Raw genomic sequence first — 17,224 nt, 5'->3', positions numbered from 1 at the left:
GATGGTCACGATCCAGGTCCAGAACCTCATCGATTTCGTCGGCGAGGTGTTCGGCCACGCAGACTCCTCGCCGGAGGAGGCCAAGCGGATCGCGACCTATCTCACCACGGCCAATCTCACCGGCCATGACAGCCACGGCGTGATCCGCGTGCCCGTCTACATCCGCTGGCTGAAGACGGGTTTCGTGGTCCCGAACCAGACCGCGGAGGTCGTGGTCGACACGCCTTCGCTCGCGGTGGTCGACGGCAAGTTCGGCTACGGCCAGACCGTGACGCCGCAGGCGGTCCGGATCGGCATCGAGAAATGCAAGAAGGCGGGCCTTGCCGCTGTTGCGCTGCGCAATGCCGGCCATATCGGCCGCGTCGGCGACTGGGCCGAGATGGCCGCCGCCGAAGGGGTGGTCTCCGTGCATTTCGTCAATGCCGCGGGCTCGCTTTTGGTGGCGCCGTTCGGCGGCGTCGAGAAGCGGCTCTCCACCGCGCCTTATTGCGTCGGCATCCCGCGCACGGGGCAGGATCCGATCGTGCTGGATTTCGCAACCTCGGTCGTCGCCGAAGGCAAGGTGCTGGTCGCAAGCCGCGGTGGCAAGAAGCTGCCGAAGGGCGCGCTGGTCGATGCCGACGGGACCCTCAGCGAGGACCCGACCGTGCTCTACGGGCCGTTCACGCCGGAAGGGCCGCGCGATCACACCAAGGGGACGGGGGCCATCCGCGCTTTCGGCGATCACAAGGGCTCGGGCCTTGCGTTCATGTGCGAGCTGCTCGGCGGCGCGCTGACCGGAACCGGGGCCACCTCGGGCGGCCGACGCTTCGCCAACGGCATGCTGGCGTTCTATGTCGATCCGAAGGTGATCGATACCTCCCATGTGTTCGATGCAGAGGTGTCGCGCTATACCGACTTCATCCGCGCCACCAAGCCGATGGCGGGGGTCGATCAGGTGCTGATTCCAGGCGATCCCGAGCGGAAAACCCGGGCCGAGCGCACCAAGAGCGGCATCCCCTTGCCGGATGACACCTGGGCGGCGATAGTGAACACCGCCCGCGAGGTCGGCGTCAGCGAAGTCAGCATCCAGCGGGCGACCGCATAGGTCTTGCGTCATTGCGAGCGTAGCGCGGAGCCCCGGTTCGCGGTAACAGCAGAGCCGTGCGGTCGCGGCGCTCGTCATGGTGACGAAGGTCCAAACAACGGTCCAAGCAACAAAAGAAGGAAGGCAACGTGGCGAACAAGGTCAAGGAAATCTGGAAGTCGGGCAAGGCCGTGGTCAACGCGTGGCTCGCGATTCCCTCCGGCTTCTCGGCCGAGATGATCGCGCAATGCGGCTTCGACAGCGTCACCGTGGACATGCAGCACGGCGTGCAGGACTATCTCTCGATGGTGCAGTGCTTCCAGGCGATGGATAAGCATCCCGTGACCCCGATGGTCCGCGTGCCCTGGAACGAGCCCGGCATCATCGGCAAGGTGCTCGACGGCGGCGCCTATGGCGTGATCTGCCCGATGGTCAACACGGCGCAGGAGGCCAAGAACCTCGTCTCGTATTCCAAGTATCCGCCGCAGGGCGTCCGCTCCAACGGCCCGATCCGCGCCGGCATGTACGGCACCGCAGGCTCCTACCAGAAGACCGCGAATGCCGACACCATCCTGCTGCCGATGATGGAGACCAGGACCGCGGTCGAGAACATGGAAGCGATCCTCGACGTCGAGGGCATCGACGGCGTCTATATCGGCCCGTCCGATCTCGGCTTCTCCTACGGCCTCGAGCCGAAGCTCGACCGCACCGAGCCGGAGATCCTCGCGATCTACGACAAGATCATCAAGGAATGCGCCAAGCGCGGTCTCAACCCGGGCATCCATTGCAGCGGCGCGGAAGGCGCGGCGCGCGCGATCAACATGGGCTTCAAGCTGGTGACGTTGTCCAACGAAGTCGGCCTGATGACGACCTACGCCAAGATGCAGGTCAACGCGACCCGCAAGGATTCGGCCGGGAAGGCCTAAGACACTCGCGAATGGCGGATGGGGAGTAGCGAATAGTGCTGCTCCCCTTTTTCCATTCGCCACTCACCAACTCGCTATTCGCCTCCGAAGGAGACCTGCCATGACCATCAGCCCCGTCATTCGCCTCCATCCCGATGATGGCGTGCTGATCGCGCGCGCGAGCCTGCCGCCGGGAACATTGGTTGCCGACGGCGTGACCACGGTCGAGCGCATTCCCTCCGGCCACAAGGTCGCGATCAAGCCGATCGCATTGGGCGAGCCGGTGATACGCTACGGCCAGATCATCGGCTTTGCGACGGTGCCGATCGCACCGGGCCAGCACGTGCACGTGCAGAATTGCGGCATGGGTGATTTCTCGAAGGACTACGCCTATTGCGCCGACGTCAAGCCGACGCCGAATTTCGATCTGCCGGCGACCTTCGAAGGCATCCGCCGCCCGGACGGCCGCGTCGCCACGCGCAACTATATCGGCATCCTCACCTCGGTGAATTGCAGCGCGCATGTCGCAAGCCTCGTCGCCGACGTCTTCAAGAAGAATCCGTTCACCGGCGACAATCCGCTGGCCGACTTTCCCAATGTCGACGGCGTGGTCGCGCTGACCCACAAGACCGGCTGCGGCATGACGCAGAACGAGCCCCTGGCGCTGCTCCGCCGCACGCTCGGCGGCTATGCGCGTCACGTCAATTTCTCCCACGTCATCGTGCTCGGTCTCGGCTGCGAGGTGAACCAGATCGGCGGGCTGATGGAGGAGCAGAAGCTCGCCGGCCGCCTCCGCGCGATGGACATCCAGGAGGTCGGCGGCACCCGCAAGACGGTGGAGGCCGGCATTGCGTTCGTGCGTGAAGCTCTCGCAGACTCCAACAAGGTCAAGCGCGAATCCGTACCGGTGAGCGAACTCACCGTGGCCCTACAATGCGGCGGCTCGGACGGCTATTCCGGCGTATCCGCAAATCCGGCGCTGGGGGCCGCCAGCGATCTCATCGTCCGTCACGGCGGCACCGTGATCCTGTCCGAGACGCCGGAGACCTACGGCGCCGAGCATCTGCTCACGCGCCGCGCCGTCAGCCGCGAGGTCGGCGAAAAGCTGGTCGATCTCATGCGCTGGTGGGACGAATACACCGAGCGCGAAGGCGCCGAGATGAATGCCAATCCGAGCCCCGGCAACAAGGCCGGCGGCCTCACCACCATTTTGGAAAAGTCGCTCGGCGCGATGGCCAAGGCCGGCACCACCAACCTCGTCGACGTGCTGCGCTACGCCGAGCCCGTCACGAAGCGCGGTTTCGTGTTCATGGACACGCCCGGCTATGATCCGGTCGCCGCGACCGGTCAGGTCGCCGGCGGTGCCAATCTGGTCTGCTTCACCACCGGCCGTGGCAGCGTGTTCGGCTGCAAGCCGGCGCCGTCGATCAAGCTCGCCACCAACACGCCCATGTACAAGCGCATGGAAGAGGACATGGACGTCAATTGCGGCACCATCCTCGAAGGCGAGGAGAGCGTCCAAGAGTGCGGCCAGCGCATCTTCGAGCTCATCCTGAAGACGGCTTCGGGACAGCCGACCAAAAGCGAGAGCTTCGATTTCGGCGGCGCCGAGTTCGCGCCCTGGGTGCTCGGGGCGACGATGTGAGGCTACGCGGCAGCTACGGAATGGTGACCGACAACGCCCGGAAGTAGCTTGCCGGAACATGGTCGCGCACGACGCCGGGCAGTATGTCGGATTGGTCGAGCGTCCGCGGGTCGATGTCGCGGAGCTCCTCGATGCTTGGGATCTTCAGGTGGAAAATGTCCGCGGCACCAAGGGTACGAAGCCCGATTTGGATGAGGCTGGGGTCGTTTCCCTCTTTCGACTCCGGCACCTGACCTGCGAAGGTCGAGCCAGACCCGCAACGCACCATTTGGCCGACGTGGCGGAAATTGCCTAGCGGCAGGCTGGGTGGAACGGCCGGGACGATGTCGTTACCGTTGACGAGCCGGAACGTGCTTTCGCCGAGAGGCTCGTAGGCTTCAAAGAAACGCTGACCGCCGGTTCGCGGCCCGCCAAACGTGTAAATGGCGGTTGCCCGCAAGCCAGCATCCAACGCCCGCAGTGCTGCGATATTTGCCAAGGCGCCGCCCATGCTGTGTCCGGTAAAGAAGAGCGGCTGTCCGGCGCCGCCGCTCCTGATAGCAGCTTCGATGTCTGATCGGACTGCACCGACGGCTTCGGCAAATCCCTTGTGAAAAACATTTGGACTTGGTTCGAGGGTGAAGTCGGTGATCCAATCCTTGATACTGAGCGGATCGGTGCCGGACAGTGTGACGAATGTCGCGTCGCGTCCGACGGCGACAATGAAGCGGGCTTTTGGTGGCACCAAACCTGTAGCGGGGGTGTCGGCACCGAAGCCGCGCATCTCCAGCCCCAGTGCCTTCAGAATATTGTCTACCTTGTCGCGGTCGTCGGTCTCGTAGGCGAGCTGCGACAGCCACATCATGGCTTGCGCGTTTCCCGGTGTGAAACCTGGAGTGACCGTGAAACCATCGAGCGCGTCGGCGCGATAGGAAGCCTGCGGGAATCTGACCAGAAAGCTCATCGGAAACATCTCCTCTTTCAGGCCGCGCCACGCGTCGATACGTTGCGCGGCAACCATTACGAACGGGAGAGTCCATCATGCGCAAAGCGGCGCGTCGGGCGCGGCTTGTGCAGGCAATGGTTCATTCGATCATAGGTAGATTACTTCGGCAAGTGTAACTCGCAGATCAGCCCGCGGCGTAGGCAACCCGTGCCCGTTGTTAGTGCTTGATCCCACCCGGAACCGGTGTTCTGCTCAAAAAAGCTGCTGGAGCACCGCACCCCGTGTCGATCTACGTCGCACTACATCACGTCACGCACTACAAATACGACCGCCCGATCGATCTTGGCCCGCAGACCATCCGGCTGCGGCCGGCGCCGCATACGCGCACGCCGGTTCTGAGCTATTCGCTCAAGGTCACTCCGGCCAATCATTTCGTGAACTGGCAGCAGGACCCGCAAGGCAATTGGCTGGCGCGCTACGTCTTTCCGGAGAAGACGACCGAGCTGAAATTCGAGGTCGACTTCACGGCGCAGATGACCGTGGTCAACCCGTTCGACTTCTTCGTCGAGCCCTATGCCGACAGCTTTCCGTTCGAATATCCGAAGGACCTGAAGACGGAGCTTGCGCCTTATCTCGAGACCATCAAGCCCGATCGCCTGTTCGCGAAATTTCTCGATACGATCCCGCACGAAGCCCCGAACACCGTCAACTTCCTGGTCGATCTCAACCGCGAGCTTCAGAAGCACGTCCGTTACATCATCCGCATGGAGCCCGGCGTGCAGACGCCGGAGGAGACGCTCTCCTCCGGGGCCGGCTCGTGCCGCGACTCTGCCTGGCTGCTGATCCAGACCCTGCGTCATCTCGGCCTCGCGGCGCGCTTCGTCTCCGGTTACCTGATCCAGATCCGTCCCGACATCGATCCGATCGAGGGACCACCCGAGGTGGAAAGCGATTTCACCGATCTGCACGCCTGGGCCGAGGTCTATCTGCCGGGCGCGGGCTGGATCGGATTTGACGCGACGTCCGGCATGCTCGCGGGCGAGGGGCACATCCCGGTTGCGGCCACGCCGCATTATCGCTCGGCCGCGCCGATTTCCGGCGGCGCCGGCTTTGCCGAAGTCGAGTTCGCCTTCGACATGAGCGTCAAGCGCATCCGCGAGGCGCCGCGCATCACAAAGCCGTTCTCCGACGAATCCTGGACGCGGCTCAATGACCTCGGCGAGCAGGTCGACGGCGATCTCGCCGCGCAGGATGTCCGGCTGACCATGGGCGGCGAACCGACCTTCGTCTCCGTCGATGATCTCGAAGCGGCGGAGTGGAACACCGAGGCCGTCGGCCCGACCAAGCGCGCATTGGCCGACGATCTGATCCGCCGCCTGCGCACGCGTTTCGGGCCGGGCGGCCTGCTGCATTACGGCCAGGGCAAATGGTATCCCGGCGAGAGCCTGCCGCGCTGGGCCTTTGGGCTTTATTGGCGCAAGGACGGCGTGCCGATCTGGAAGAACGCCGACCTCATTGCCAGCATCGAAAATCCGCGCCGCGCCGAGGCCAAGGACGCCAAAGCGTTCGTGGAAGGCGCGGCGGCACGGCTCGGGCTCGATCCCGGCTACATCATGCCGGCCTACGAGGACACCGCGCTCTGGCTTCAGAAGGAAGCCGAGCTTCCCGTCAATGTCGATCCGTCCGACTCCAAATTGTCCGATCCGGAGGCGCGCGTGCGGATCGCGCGGGTGTTCGAGCAGGGCCTCGACACCCCGCGCGGATTCGTGCTGCCGGTGCAGCGCTGGAACGCGCCGCCGCGCTGGCGCAGCGAGCGCTGGCAACTCCGGCGCAATCATCTGTTCCTGATGCCGGGCGATTCCCCGCTCGGCCTGCGCCTGCCGATCGGTTCGCTCGGCTACGTTCCACCCGATCAATATCCCTACATCGTCGAACGCGACCCGATGGAGGGGCGCGGCAAGCTGCCGGTGTTCAGCCTTCCGGCGCGTCCGGAAGCGCCGCCGCGGGCCGCGCCCGAGAAACTCAACACGTCGGTCCCGGTCCGCACCGCGATGTCGGTCGAAGTCCGCGACGGCGTGCTCTGCGCCTTCATGCCGCCGGTCGAGCGCATCGAGGATTATCTCGAACTGGTCGCGGCGCTCGAAGCCACCGCCGAGGAGATGCAGCTCCAGGTCCATGTCGAGGGCTACCCGCCGCCGTTCGACCCGCGCGTCGAGGTCATCAAGGTGACGCCGGATCCCGGCGTCATCGAGATCAACATCCAGCCGGCCAAGAGCTGGCGCGACGCGGTCGACATCACCTCCGGTCTCTATGAGGACGCCGGCAAGGTGCGCCTCGGTGCCAACCGCTTCCTGGTCGACGGCCGCCACACCGGTACCGGCGGCGGCAACCACGTCGTGGTCGGCGGCTCCTCGCCACAGGACTCGCCGTTCCTGCGCCGTCCCGATCTGTTGAAGAGCCTGGTGCTGCACTGGCAGCGGCATCCGTCGCTGTCCTATTTCTTCTCGGGCCTGTTCATCGGCCCGACCAGCCAGGCGCCGCGCATCGACGAAGCCCGGCACGACAGCATCTACGAGCTCGAGATCGCGCTCGCGCACGTGCCGCCGCCGGGTTACCAGACGCCGCTCTGGCTGGTCGACCGGCTATTCCGGCATCTGCTCGTCGACATCACCGGCAACACCCATCGCGCCGAGATCTGCATCGACAAGCTCTATTCGCCGGATGGGACCACAGGGCGGCTCGGCCTCGTCGAATTCCGCGCGCTCGAAATGCCGCCCGACCCGCGCATGTCGCTGGCGCAGCAGCTCCTGATCCGCGCGCTGATCGCAAAATTCTGGCGCGAGCCGCAGACCGGCAAATTCGTGCGCTGGGGCACCGCGCTGCATGATCGCTTCATGCTGCCTCACTTCATCTGGCAGGATTTTCTTGATGTGCTTTCTGAGTTGAAGCAATCCGGCTATCCCTTTGAGCCGGAATGGTATCTGGCCCAGCTCGAATTCCGCTTCCCCGCTTTCGGCCGTATCCATCATGGCGGCGTGACGCTGGAGCTGCGCCAGGCGCTGGAGCCCTGGCATGTGCTCGGCGAGGAGGGCTCGGCCGGCGGCACGGTGCGTTATGTCGACAGTTCGGTCGAACGGCTTCAAGTGAAAGCTGAGGGCTTTGTCGAGGGCCGCCACGTCGTGACCTGCAACGGCCGCCGCCTGCCGATGACGTCGACCGGCCGCTCCGGGGAGGCCGTGGCCGGCGTCCGCTTCAAGGCCTGGCAGCCGGCCTCCGGCCTGCACCCGACCATCCCCGTTCACGCGCCCCTGACCTTCGACCTGATCGACACCTGGAACGGCCGCTCGCTGGGCGGCTGCGTCTATCACGTCGCCCATCCCGGCGGCCGCAGCTACGACACCAAGCCCGTCAACACCTACGAGGCCGAGGCGCGGCGGCTGGCGCGCTTCCAGGACCACGGCCATACGCCGGGTCCGATGCAGCTCCCGCCCGAGGAACGCACAAATGAGTTTCCGCTGACCCTCGACTTGCGGACCCCGCTCCTGCAATGAGAATGATGGTGGGGCAGGGAGAGGCGCATGGGCGAGGGCGCAGCCGAACAGGACGACAAGACGGGTAAGGCGCAAGGTCAGCGCGAAGGCCAGCGCCGCCTCGCGCAATGGGTCCGCGACTATAGCCGCCTGCCTGGCATCCCCGACGAGTTCCTGGGGCCCGACGGCGCCCCCCGCGCGGTCTGGAGCCGCTTCTTCGACGCCTTCGGCGCGCTCGCGCCGGACGAGATCGAGCGGCGGTTCGGCATGGCCGACCGCCATTTGCGCGAAGCCGGCGTCACCTACCGTGCGCCCGGTGACAGCGCCGACCGGCCGTGGTCGATCAGCCATCTGCCGCTGCTGATCGACGAGGCCGACTGGAAGCAGCTGTCTGCCGGCATCACCCAGCGCGCCGAGCTGCTCGAGCTCGTGCTGCGCGACATCTATGGCGAGGGACGGCTGGTCGCGGAAGGCGCGCTGCCGGCCGCCGCGATCGCCGGCAGTCCCGAATATCTCCGCCCCGTCTGCGGCGTGCCGCCGCCGGGCGGGCGCTATCTCTCGCTCTATGCCGCCGATGTCGGCCGCGGGCCGGACGGGCGCTGGTGGGTGCTCGGCGACCGCACGCAGGCGCCGTCGGGGGCGGGCTATGCGCTGGAGAACCGCCTGGTGCTCTCGCGCGCCTTCTCCGATCTCTACAAGTCGATGAACGTGCCGCGCGTTGCGCCGTTCTTCGAGGCGTTTCGCGACAGCCTGCGCGCGCGCGCCGATCGCGACGAGCCGCGCATCGGCGTGCTCACCCCGGGCAGCTTCAGCGAGACCTATTTCGAGCACGCGACCCTGGCGCGCTATCTCGGCTTTCTGCTGGTCGAGGGCGACGATCTCGCCGTCAGCGACAACCGCATCCACATCCGCACTGTTGCCGGCCTGAAGCGGCTCGACGTGCTGCTCCGCCGGGTCGATTCCAATTCGCTCGATCCGCTCGAGCTCGATGCGTCCTCGCATCTCGGCGTGCCCGGCCTGATCGACGTGCTGCGCAAGGACGGTGTCGTCGTCGCCAACATGCCGGGCTCGGGCGTGCTGGAGGCGCGCGCGATGCTCGGCTTCCTGCCGGCGCTGAGCCGTCGCCTGCTCGGCGAGGAGCTCAAGATGCCGCATATCGCGACCTGGTGGTGCGGCCAGCGCATCGCCCGCGACGAGGTGCTGTCACGGCTCGATGAGGTCGCGATCGAGGGCGCCTATCGGCGCGGCGTTCCCGGCTTCGACAGCAATGGCCCGGTGCTCGCGAGCGAGCTCGACGCCGCCGGGCGCCAGCGTCTCGTCGACGCCATCAGCACGCGCGGCATGGATTATGTCGGCCAGGAGGTGGTGCGGCTTTCGACCATGCCGGTGTGGGAGCAGGGCCAGCTCACGCCGCGTCCCTTCGTGCTGCGCGTGTTCGCGGCCGCGACCCCCGACGGCTGGGCCATCATGCCCGGCGGCTTCTGCCGGATCGCCGAGCAGGCGGACGCGCGCGCGGTGTCGATGGGCGACGGCGCGCGCGCCGCCGATGTCTGGGTGGTCTCGGACAAGAAGGTCTCGGTCGCGACGCTGCTGCCCGCGACCGACAAGGTGCGGATCCGCCGCATCGCCGGCGTGCTGCCGAGCCGCGCCGCGGACAATCTGTTCTGGCTCGGCCGCTATCTCGAACGCGCCGAGGCAACGCTGCGGCTGGTGCGCGCGCTGGGTTCGCCGAGCGGGCCCAACAAGGGCACCGCGGCCTCGCTGCAATCGGCCGACCGCATCCAGCGCCTGCTGGTGGCCTGGGGCGCGATCTCGCAGGCCTCGCGCACCGCGCCGGGGCGTATCGTCGCCGAAGCGCTGCAGAGCCCGGAGCGTTTCGGCTCGGCGCTGTCGCTGGTGCGCGCGGCGCAGCGTACGGCGACATCCTTGCGCGAGCGGCTGTCGCCCGACGCCTGGCAGGTCATCACCGAGATGGCCGATCGGCTGGCCTACGAGGTCGAGGACGACGACGATGTGCTGAGCGCGGCCGAGCTGACCTTGCAGGAGCTGGCGAGCTTTGCGGGGCTGGCGCAGGAGAACATGAACCGCGCCGCCGGCTGGCGCTTCCTCGATATCGGCCGCCGCACCGAGCGCGCCATCAACACCACGCGCTTCGCGCGCCAGTTCGCCTATGACGAGGCCTGCGACGAGGATCTCGATATCCTGCTGACGCTGGTGGATTCCCAGATCACCTACCGCTCGCGCTATCTGCTGGCGCCGATCCTCGCGCCGGTGCGCGACCTCGCGGTGCTCGACAGCTACAATCCGCGTTCGGTCGCATTCCAGGTGACGACGCTGAACGAGCACATCGCGTCGCTCCCGAGCCTGAAGGAGCACGGCCTGATCGAGCAGCCGCAGCGGCTCGCGGTGGCGGTGCAGTCCATGCTGGCCACTGCCGAGGCCGAGAAGCTCGAGGTCAAGACCCTGTTCTCGCTGGAGCAGGACCTGCTCAGCCTCGCCGAGGCGATCGGGCTGCACTACTTCCCGCACGGCCCCAATGCGAGCCGGCCGGAAAAGCTGACGGGGCTGGCGTGATCTACGACATCCGTCACGTCACGACTTACGAATACGAGAGTCCGGTCAGCTTCGCCCGCTGCACGCTGCGGCTGGAGCCGAAGAGCGGCCACGGCCAGGAGCTGATCTCGCACAAGGTCGAGATCCGGCCGCGCCCGTCCGAGCGCCACGTCCGCCGCGACTTCTTCGGCACGCTCACCGAGAGCGTCGTGATCGAAACCGCACACCGAAACTTGCGCATCGACTCGCGCTCGCGCGTCTCCGTCTCGCGACAGCCGCCGGCGCGCGATGCCGTCAGCCCGCCCTGGGAGAGCATCCGCGACATCGCGTTTGAAGCGACGAGCCTCGGGCCGTCCTCGCCGGTCGGCTACGTCTTTGCGAGCCCGCTGGTGCCGGTGCTGCACCCCGTCAGCGCCTATGCGGGCACGAGCTTTGCGCCCGGCGCAGGGATCCTGGCCGGCGCGGCCGATCTCATGCATCGCATCCGCACCGAATTCCGCTACGATCCGAAGGCGACGGTGATCTCGACGCCGCTTGGCGAGGTCTTCGACAAGCGCCATGGCGTTTGCCAGGACTTTGCCCATGTGATGATCGCAGGGCTGCGCGGGCTCGGCCTTCCGGCAGCCTATGTCAGCGGCTATCTCCGTACCATCCCGCCGCCGGGCCAGCCGCGTTTGCAGGGCGCCGATGCCACCCATGCCTGGGTGTCGCTGTGGTGCGGGGCTGAGCTTGGCTGGGTCGATTTCGATCCGACCAATGATTTGCTGGTCGCCAACGATCACATCGTGCTCGCGGTCGGCCGCGACTTCTCCGACGTCTCGCCGGTCGACGGCATCATCGTCGGCTCGCCGAAGCAGAAGCTCGGCGTCGCCGTGGACGTGCTGCTGGTGGAATAAAAGCGGTCTTGCCGGCCCGGCGCCCGCTGCCGCCAAGCTGTGTCGCGCCCCGACCGCAACCGTGATGTCGCAGGGCACAACAGCAACATATTTCCGTAAATTCGTCCCGGCGTTTGGTCAGGTGGCCCAAGATGGGCTATGCTGGCCGTTGCGTCGAGGACACGAATGAGACGTCGGGAGCTGGCGTGGGACACCACCGACGAGCGGGGCTGCATCCATGATGACGTTACCGAGACTGGCGGCTGAATCCCTGGAGAAGGTGCTGGGCTCGTTCATGCGTCGCAGGTACGGCGAGGCTCCCGCGAACATCGTCGAAAGCGCGACGCGCACCGCGATGGAGTGCATTGGCAATAGCGACGCGCTCTACCACAATGTCGAGCACACGATGCTGGTGACGCTGGCGGGCCATTCCATCCTCAGCGGCCGATATCTCCACACCCACCTCGAGGCCGCGGATTACGTCCACATTCTGATCGCGTGCCTCGCCCACGACATCGGCTATGTCCGGGGCCTGTTCGAGGAGGATGACAATGACGGCTTCGTGATCGACGCGGCGGGCACCAAGGTTTCATTGCCCCGCGGCGCCTCGGATGCCAGCCTGATGATGTATCATGTCGACCGGTCGAAGCTCTATGTCATGCGGCGGTTGCAACATATCCCGGGGCTGGACCCGGAACGCATCGCCAGCGCCATCGAGGGCACCCGCTTCCCGGCCCGTGAAGGGCAGGAGTATGACGACGAAGCCTCGATCCTGCGCGCCGCGGACTTCATCGGCCAGCTCGGCGATCCCAACTATCTGCGCAAGGCCAACGCGCTCTATTACGAATTCGAAGAGGTCGGCATCAATCGCCAGCTCGGCTACGACTCGCCCGCCGACATCGTGAACCGCTATCCACAATTCTACTGGAACAGCGTCGCACCGCACATCCAGACCGAGATCGGCTATCTCAACAAGACCGAGATCGGTCGGCAGTGGATCGCCAACCTCTACAGCAACGTGTTCCGCGCCGAACGCGAGATCTCGCTGTCAGGCCCGCAGAAATAGGCCCCGTAGCCCGCATGGAGCGAAGCGGAATGCGGGGACGCCTGCATCCGCGAATCCCGGATTGCGCTGCGCTTCATCCAGGCTACGGCCTCTCAACTCCGTGAGCAAATCATGCAACAAAAAACCATCACCACGGATATCCTCGACATCGCCTATCTCGAATACGGCGCGCCGGATGGTTGGCCCTGCATCATGGGCCACGGCTTTCCCTACGATGTGAGCGCCTATGCCGAGACCGCGCCTCTGATCGCGGAAGCGGGCGCGCGGGTGCTTGTGCCGTGGCTGCGCGGCTACGGGCCGACGCGGTTCCGGTCCGCCGCGACGCTGCGCTCCGGCGAGCAGGCGGCGCTCGGCGCCGATCTGCTGGCCTTCATGGATGCGCTTCACATCGGGCGCGCGGTCGTCGGCGGTTACGATTGGGGCGGGCGGGCGGCCTGCGTGGTCTCGGTGCTGCATCCCGAGCGCGTGATCGCCCTCGTCTCCGGCAATTCCTACAACATCCAGAACATTGCGCGCGCGCTGGAGCCGGCTTCGCCACCGGAGGAAGCGGCGCTCTGGTATCAATATCTCTTCCACAACGAGCGCGGCCGCCGCGCGCTGGAGCGCAACCGGCGCGGCTTTGCGCGCCAGCTCTGGGCGATGTGGTCGCCGAAATGGGGCTTCGACGACGCCACGTTCGAGACAAGTGCGGCGTCGTTCGACAATCCTGATTTCGTCGATGTCGTGATCCATTCCTACCGTCACCGTTATGGGCTGGTCGAAGGCGATCCCGCCTATGCCGCGATCGAGGCCAAGCTCGCCGCGCAGCCGCCGATCCGTGTCCCGACGATCGCGATCGACGGCGACAGCGACGGCGTCAATCCCGGCACCATCAGTCACGCGCCCAGGTTCGAAGGCTTCTTCGAGCGGCGTGTCTTCGCTGGGGCCGGCCACAACCTGCCGCAGGAGCGGCCTGCCGAATGGGCGCAAGCCGTGCTCGACGTTCGCAAGGCGGCCGCCTGACCCCGATTTTCGACGTCGCGGGGAACTTTTCGCTGACGGCGCCGTCCAAGTCCTGAGCGAGAGCTGTGAAGGAGTTGATCATGGGCGAGGAAAGCAAGCCGAGCGGGCCGGACCTGACCAAGGGCGTATCGCTCAACCAGTTCAAGGACGGCAAGCTGCTCGGCCATGTCGGCGAGGAAGACGTCTTGCTGGTGCAAGCCGGCAGCGAAATCTTCGCGATCGAGCCGTCTTGCAGCCACTACCACGGCCCGCTCGCCGAAGGGCTGGTGGTCGGCGACACGATCCGCTGTCCCTGGCATCACGCCTGCTTCTCCTTGCGCACCGGCGAAGCCACCCGACCGCCGGCGCTGAACGCGCTCGCGGTGTGGGAGGTGACGCGCGATCGGGACAAGGTCATCGTTCAGCGCAAGCGCGAGATGCCGCAGCCTGCAGCGTCACATCGCAGCGCGCCGACGCCGGAAAAATTCGTCATCGTCGGCGGCGGTGCGGCCGGCTTTGCGGCCGCCGAGACGCTGCGGCGCGAGGGCTTTGCCGGCGCCATCACCATGTTGAGTAATGACGCCGCGATGCCGGTCGATCGGCCGAACCTTTCCAAGGATTACCTCGCCGGCAATGCACCGGAGGATTGGCTGCCGCTGCGGGGCGAGGACTACTATCAGGACGCGGGCATCGATCTCAGGCTCAACACGAATGTTGCCGCAATCGATCCGAAGGCGCGCAGCGTCACGCTCGGCAATGGCGACACGCTGCCGTTCGACCGGCTGCTGCTTGCAACCGGCGCCGAACCGGTCAAGTTGCAGATTCCGGGCGCGGACCAGCCACATGTCCATACCTTGCGCAGCGTTGCCGACAGCCGCGCCATCATCAAGGCGGCCGGCAGCGCGAAGCGCGCGCTGGTGATCGGCGCCAGCTTCATCGGCCTCGAAGTCGCGGCCTCCTTGCGGGCGCGCAAGCTGGAGGTGCATGTGGTTGCCCCCGAGGAGCGGCCGATGCAGCGCGTGCTCGGCTCCGAGATGGGTGATTTCGTCCGCGCGCTGCATGAAGACAACGGCGTCCACTTTCACCTCGAGGACACCGTCGAAAAGCTCGACGGCAAACGCGCCACGCTGAAGAGCGGCAGTGTGATCGAGGCCGATCTGGTCGTGGTCGGGATCGGCGTCAAGCCGCGCCTTGCGCTCGCCGAGCAGGCGGGGCTCGCCATCGATCGCGGCGTCAGCGTGAACGAGTATCTCGAGACCAGCGCATCAGGCATCTTCGCGGCCGGCGACATCGCGCGCTGGCCCGATCCGCATTCGGGCCAGAACATCCGCGTCGAGCACTGGGTAGTGGCGGAGCGGCAGGGCCAGACCGCGGCGCGTAACATGCTCGGCAAGCGCGAACGCTTCGACGCCGTGCCGTTCTTCTGGTCGCAGCACTACGACGTTCCGATCAACTATGTCGGCCATGCCGAGAGCTTCGACGAGATCGCGATCGACGGCAGCATCGACGGCAAGGACTGCGTGCTGAGGTACCGCCAGGGCGGGCGCGTGCTGGCGGTCGCTTCAATCTATCGGGACCTCGACAACCTCAAGGCCGAGCTCGAGATGGAGCGGTCGGGCGGCTGACGCGCCGCATTCGATCTTGATTTACGTCAATGTTGCTGCCGGCTGCGGCTGCTTTGCTGGCTGTCGTCCCAAGGTGGCCCGTGCTATCCTGAATTGTGCCTCCGGGCTCCGCATGCAGGAGTGGCGTCATGACAAGTGCCTCGGATACGTCTCCTCAATCAAGCCTCGGCTCGGGCATTGCGGCGTTGCATCCCAAATGGGGCTGGATCGTCGCGCTCGGTGTCGTCTACCTCATCGCCGGATTCGTCGCGCTCGGCAGCGTGATGTTGGCGACAGTGGCGAGCGTGATCGTGGTCGGCGCCATGATGATCGTGGCTGGTGCCACCGAGATCATCGGCGCATTCCAGATGAAGAGCTGGGGCAAGTTCCTGATCTGGGCCTTGCTCGGCGTGCTCTATGTCATCGCGGGTTTCCTGACCTTCGAGAACCCGCTGTTCGCGGCAGTGCTGCTGACGTTGTTCCTGGGCGCGTCGCTGATCGCCTCGGGGGCCGTCCGGCTGTTTCTCGCCTTCAGCATGAAGCGCGAAAGCCCGTGGGTATGGGTCGCGCTATCTGCCGTCATCACACTGCTGCTTGGTTTCTTGATTCTGGCGCGCTGGCCGGTGAACAGCGTCTACATCCTCGGCCTGTTCCTCGGCATCGACCTGATCATGGCGGGCGCCGGCTGGGTCAGCCTGGGCTTCAGCCTGCGGCGGCGCCACTAGCTGACCAGCAACTCGACGCAAGACCGTCTCGCGGAACTCCGCTGAGCTGACGCGCTGACAAAAAGGCAGCACGCCGCGCGGTCGCCTCGCGCGGACGATCATCACCGGGGAGAAACCATGAGAGCCGCTTTGGCCCTGGCCGCAGCGCTGGCTGCCGCCTGTCTGTCCACGCCCGCATCAGCGCAAAGATCCTACGGCCCTGGTGTCAGCGACACCGAGATCAAGATCGGCAACACGATGCCCTATAGCGGCCCCGCATCGCCGCTCGGCATCACCGGCAGGGTCATCTCCGCTTATTTCGACGAGGTCAACGAGAAGGGCGGCGTCAATGGCCGCAAGCTCAATCTGTTGTCGCTCGACGACGCCTTCTCGCCGCCGAAGACCATGGAAGCCGCGCGACGCCTGGTCGAGGGCGACGGCGTCGCCTTCATCTTCGCGACCATGGGCACCGCGCCGAGCTCGGCGATCGCAAAATATCTCAACAGCAACAAGGTGCCGCAGATCTTCCTGATCAGCTCGGCCTCGAAGTGGAACGATCCCGCCAACATGCCGTGGTCGATGGCGCTGCCCTGGGCGCCGAACTACACCAGCGAGGCCGCGATCGACGTCGCCTATGCCCGCGCCAAGAACCCGAACGCGCGTTTCGCGGTGCTCTATCAGAACGATGACGCGGGCAAGGAATATTTTCGCGGTGTCAAGGAAGCGCTTGGTGCCGACGCCGACAAGGCGCTCGCGATGGCCTCGAGCTTCGAGGTCACCGATCCCACCGTCGATTCCCAGGTGCTGACGCTGGCCAACACCAAGGCCGATGTCTTCATGATCTATTCGGTGACGCCGCGCGCTTGCGCGCAGGCGATCCGCAAGGCCCATGAGGTCGGCTGGCAGCCGACGCGCTTCCTCGCCAGCGGCTGCGCCAACAAGGCGACCGTGATGGTGCCGGCAGGTCTCGATGCCGGCAAGGGCGTGCTGTCGCTCGGCTCGCTCAAGCCGTTTGTCGAGCAGCCGAAGGACGACCCGTCGATGACGGCCTATATCGACTTCATGAAGAAGCGCCTGCCCAATGCCGACATCAACAACGTCGCCGGTCTCTACGGCTACACCGTCGCCGAGGCGTTGGTGGTCCTGCTCAAGCAGTGCAAGGACAACCTGACGCGCGAGAACATCATGGCGCAGGCGGCGAACCTCAAGAACGTGCCACTGTCGCTGTTGCTGCCCGGTATCACCCTCAACACCACACCGCAGGATTTCCGCCCGATCAAGGACGGCTACATGCTCCAGTTCGACGGCAACGACTGGATCGTGGCGAGCGAGCTCTTGCGCGGAACCTAACGTGCGGCAGAGACAGTGCA

General features: G+C 65.8%; 12 protein-coding genes. 11 read left to right on the top strand and 1 reads right to left on the bottom strand.

Annotated elements, in window-relative coordinates; all coding sequences use genetic code 11:
* The first annotated feature begins 1 nt into the window (after nucleotide 1).
* From AC5ZFO_RS24420 to AC5ZFO_RS24410, 3 genes are all read left to right on the top strand, one after another.
* Nucleotides 2-1,087: a malate/lactate/ureidoglycolate dehydrogenase gene (locus tag AC5ZFO_RS24420; RefSeq protein ID WP_282518928.1), complete on the top strand. Its 1,086-nt coding sequence runs from the start codon at nucleotides 2-4 to the stop codon at nucleotides 1,085-1,087.
* 128 nt (nucleotides 1,088-1,215) lie between these two features.
* Nucleotides 1,216-1,992, top strand: a complete 777-nt coding sequence (locus AC5ZFO_RS24415) for an HpcH/HpaI aldolase family protein (protein WP_028157190.1) — start codon at nucleotides 1,216-1,218, stop codon at nucleotides 1,990-1,992.
* 100 nt (nucleotides 1,993-2,092) lie between these two features.
* Nucleotides 2,093-3,616: a UxaA family hydrolase gene (locus AC5ZFO_RS24410; protein ID WP_282518927.1), complete on the top strand. Its 1,524-nt coding sequence runs from the start codon at nucleotides 2,093-2,095 to the stop codon at nucleotides 3,614-3,616.
* Between the two features lie 13 nt (nucleotides 3,617-3,629).
* On the opposite strand, the gene AC5ZFO_RS24405 is transcribed toward AC5ZFO_RS24410, so the two are convergent.
* Nucleotides 3,630-4,559, bottom strand: coding sequence for a lipase family protein (locus AC5ZFO_RS24405; RefSeq protein ID WP_496122739.1), 930 nt, complete (start codon nucleotides 4,557-4,559; stop codon nucleotides 3,630-3,632).
* A gap of 263 nt (nucleotides 4,560-4,822) precedes the next feature.
* Between AC5ZFO_RS24405 and AC5ZFO_RS24400 the strand changes: the two genes are divergently transcribed.
* The 8 genes from AC5ZFO_RS24400 to AC5ZFO_RS24365 all read left to right on the top strand — a co-directional run bounded on the left by AC5ZFO_RS24400 (nucleotide 4,823) and on the right by AC5ZFO_RS24365 (nucleotide 17,204).
* Nucleotides 4,823-8,092 (top strand): transglutaminase family protein, encoded by a 3,270-nt coding sequence (locus tag AC5ZFO_RS24400; RefSeq protein ID WP_282518925.1) that lies wholly within the window; start codon nucleotides 4,823-4,825, stop codon nucleotides 8,090-8,092.
* A 27-nt stretch (nucleotides 8,093-8,119) separates the two neighbouring features.
* Nucleotides 8,120-10,645, top strand: coding sequence for a circularly permuted type 2 ATP-grasp protein (locus AC5ZFO_RS24395; RefSeq protein WP_282518924.1), 2,526 nt, complete (start codon nucleotides 8,120-8,122; stop codon nucleotides 10,643-10,645).
* Nucleotides 10,642-11,520, top strand: coding sequence for a transglutaminase family protein (locus tag AC5ZFO_RS24390; protein WP_282518923.1), 879 nt, complete (start codon nucleotides 10,642-10,644; stop codon nucleotides 11,518-11,520). The genes AC5ZFO_RS24395 and AC5ZFO_RS24390 overlap by 4 nt, the downstream gene beginning before the upstream one ends.
* A gap of 217 nt (nucleotides 11,521-11,737) precedes the next feature.
* A complete protein-coding gene (locus AC5ZFO_RS24385) occupies nucleotides 11,738-12,565 on the top strand; it encodes a metal-dependent phosphohydrolase (RefSeq protein ID WP_282518922.1) in 828 nt (275 codons plus the stop codon).
* 111 nt (nucleotides 12,566-12,676) lie between these two features.
* Nucleotides 12,677-13,567, top strand: a complete 891-nt coding sequence (locus AC5ZFO_RS24380) for an alpha/beta fold hydrolase (protein ID WP_282518921.1) — start codon at nucleotides 12,677-12,679, stop codon at nucleotides 13,565-13,567.
* 80 nt (nucleotides 13,568-13,647) lie between these two features.
* Nucleotides 13,648-15,171 carry an FAD-dependent oxidoreductase gene (locus AC5ZFO_RS24375; RefSeq protein ID WP_282518920.1) on the top strand — a complete coding sequence of 508 codons (1,524 nt, stop codon included), beginning with the start codon at nucleotides 13,648-13,650 and terminating at the stop codon, nucleotides 15,169-15,171.
* A 128-nt stretch (nucleotides 15,172-15,299) separates the two neighbouring features.
* Entirely contained in the window at nucleotides 15,300-15,875 is a 576-nt protein-coding gene (locus AC5ZFO_RS24370) for an HdeD family acid-resistance protein (protein ID WP_282518919.1), read from the top strand.
* 117 nt (nucleotides 15,876-15,992) lie between these two features.
* Nucleotides 15,993-17,204: an ABC transporter substrate-binding protein gene (locus AC5ZFO_RS24365; RefSeq protein WP_282518918.1), complete on the top strand. Its 1,212-nt coding sequence runs from the start codon at nucleotides 15,993-15,995 to the stop codon at nucleotides 17,202-17,204.
* Nucleotides 17,205-17,224: the final 20 nt, after the last annotated feature.

This window comes from Bradyrhizobium sp. Unk1 (assembly GCF_059512345.1).
This window is presented reverse-complemented; position numbering and strand designations above follow the sequence as displayed.

Bases quoted from the DNA above. Each gene is read 5' to 3' on its own strand.
- AC5ZFO_RS24395 (WP_282518924.1), top strand. From the start codon at position 8,120: ATGGGCGAGGGCGCAGCCGAACAGGACGACAAGACGGGTAAGGCGCAA.
- AC5ZFO_RS24410 (WP_282518927.1), top strand. From the start codon at position 2,093: ATGACCATCAGCCCCGTCATTCGCCTCCATCCCGATGATGGCGTGCTG.
- AC5ZFO_RS24370 (WP_282518919.1), top strand. From the start codon at position 15,300: ATGACAAGTGCCTCGGATACGTCTCCTCAATCAAGCCTCGGCTCGGGC.
- AC5ZFO_RS24365 (WP_282518918.1), top strand. From the start codon at position 15,993: ATGAGAGCCGCTTTGGCCCTGGCCGCAGCGCTGGCTGCCGCCTGTCTG.
- AC5ZFO_RS24385 (WP_282518922.1), top strand. From the start codon at position 11,738: ATGATGACGTTACCGAGACTGGCGGCTGAATCCCTGGAGAAGGTGCTG.
- AC5ZFO_RS24380 (WP_282518921.1), top strand. From the start codon at position 12,677: ATGCAACAAAAAACCATCACCACGGATATCCTCGACATCGCCTATCTC.
- AC5ZFO_RS24420 (WP_282518928.1), top strand. From the start codon at position 2: ATGGTCACGATCCAGGTCCAGAACCTCATCGATTTCGTCGGCGAGGTG.
- AC5ZFO_RS24405 (WP_496122739.1), bottom strand. From the start codon at position 4,559: ATGAGCTTTCTGGTCAGATTCCCGCAGGCTTCCTATCGCGCCGACGCG.
- AC5ZFO_RS24375 (WP_282518920.1), top strand. From the start codon at position 13,648: ATGGGCGAGGAAAGCAAGCCGAGCGGGCCGGACCTGACCAAGGGCGTA.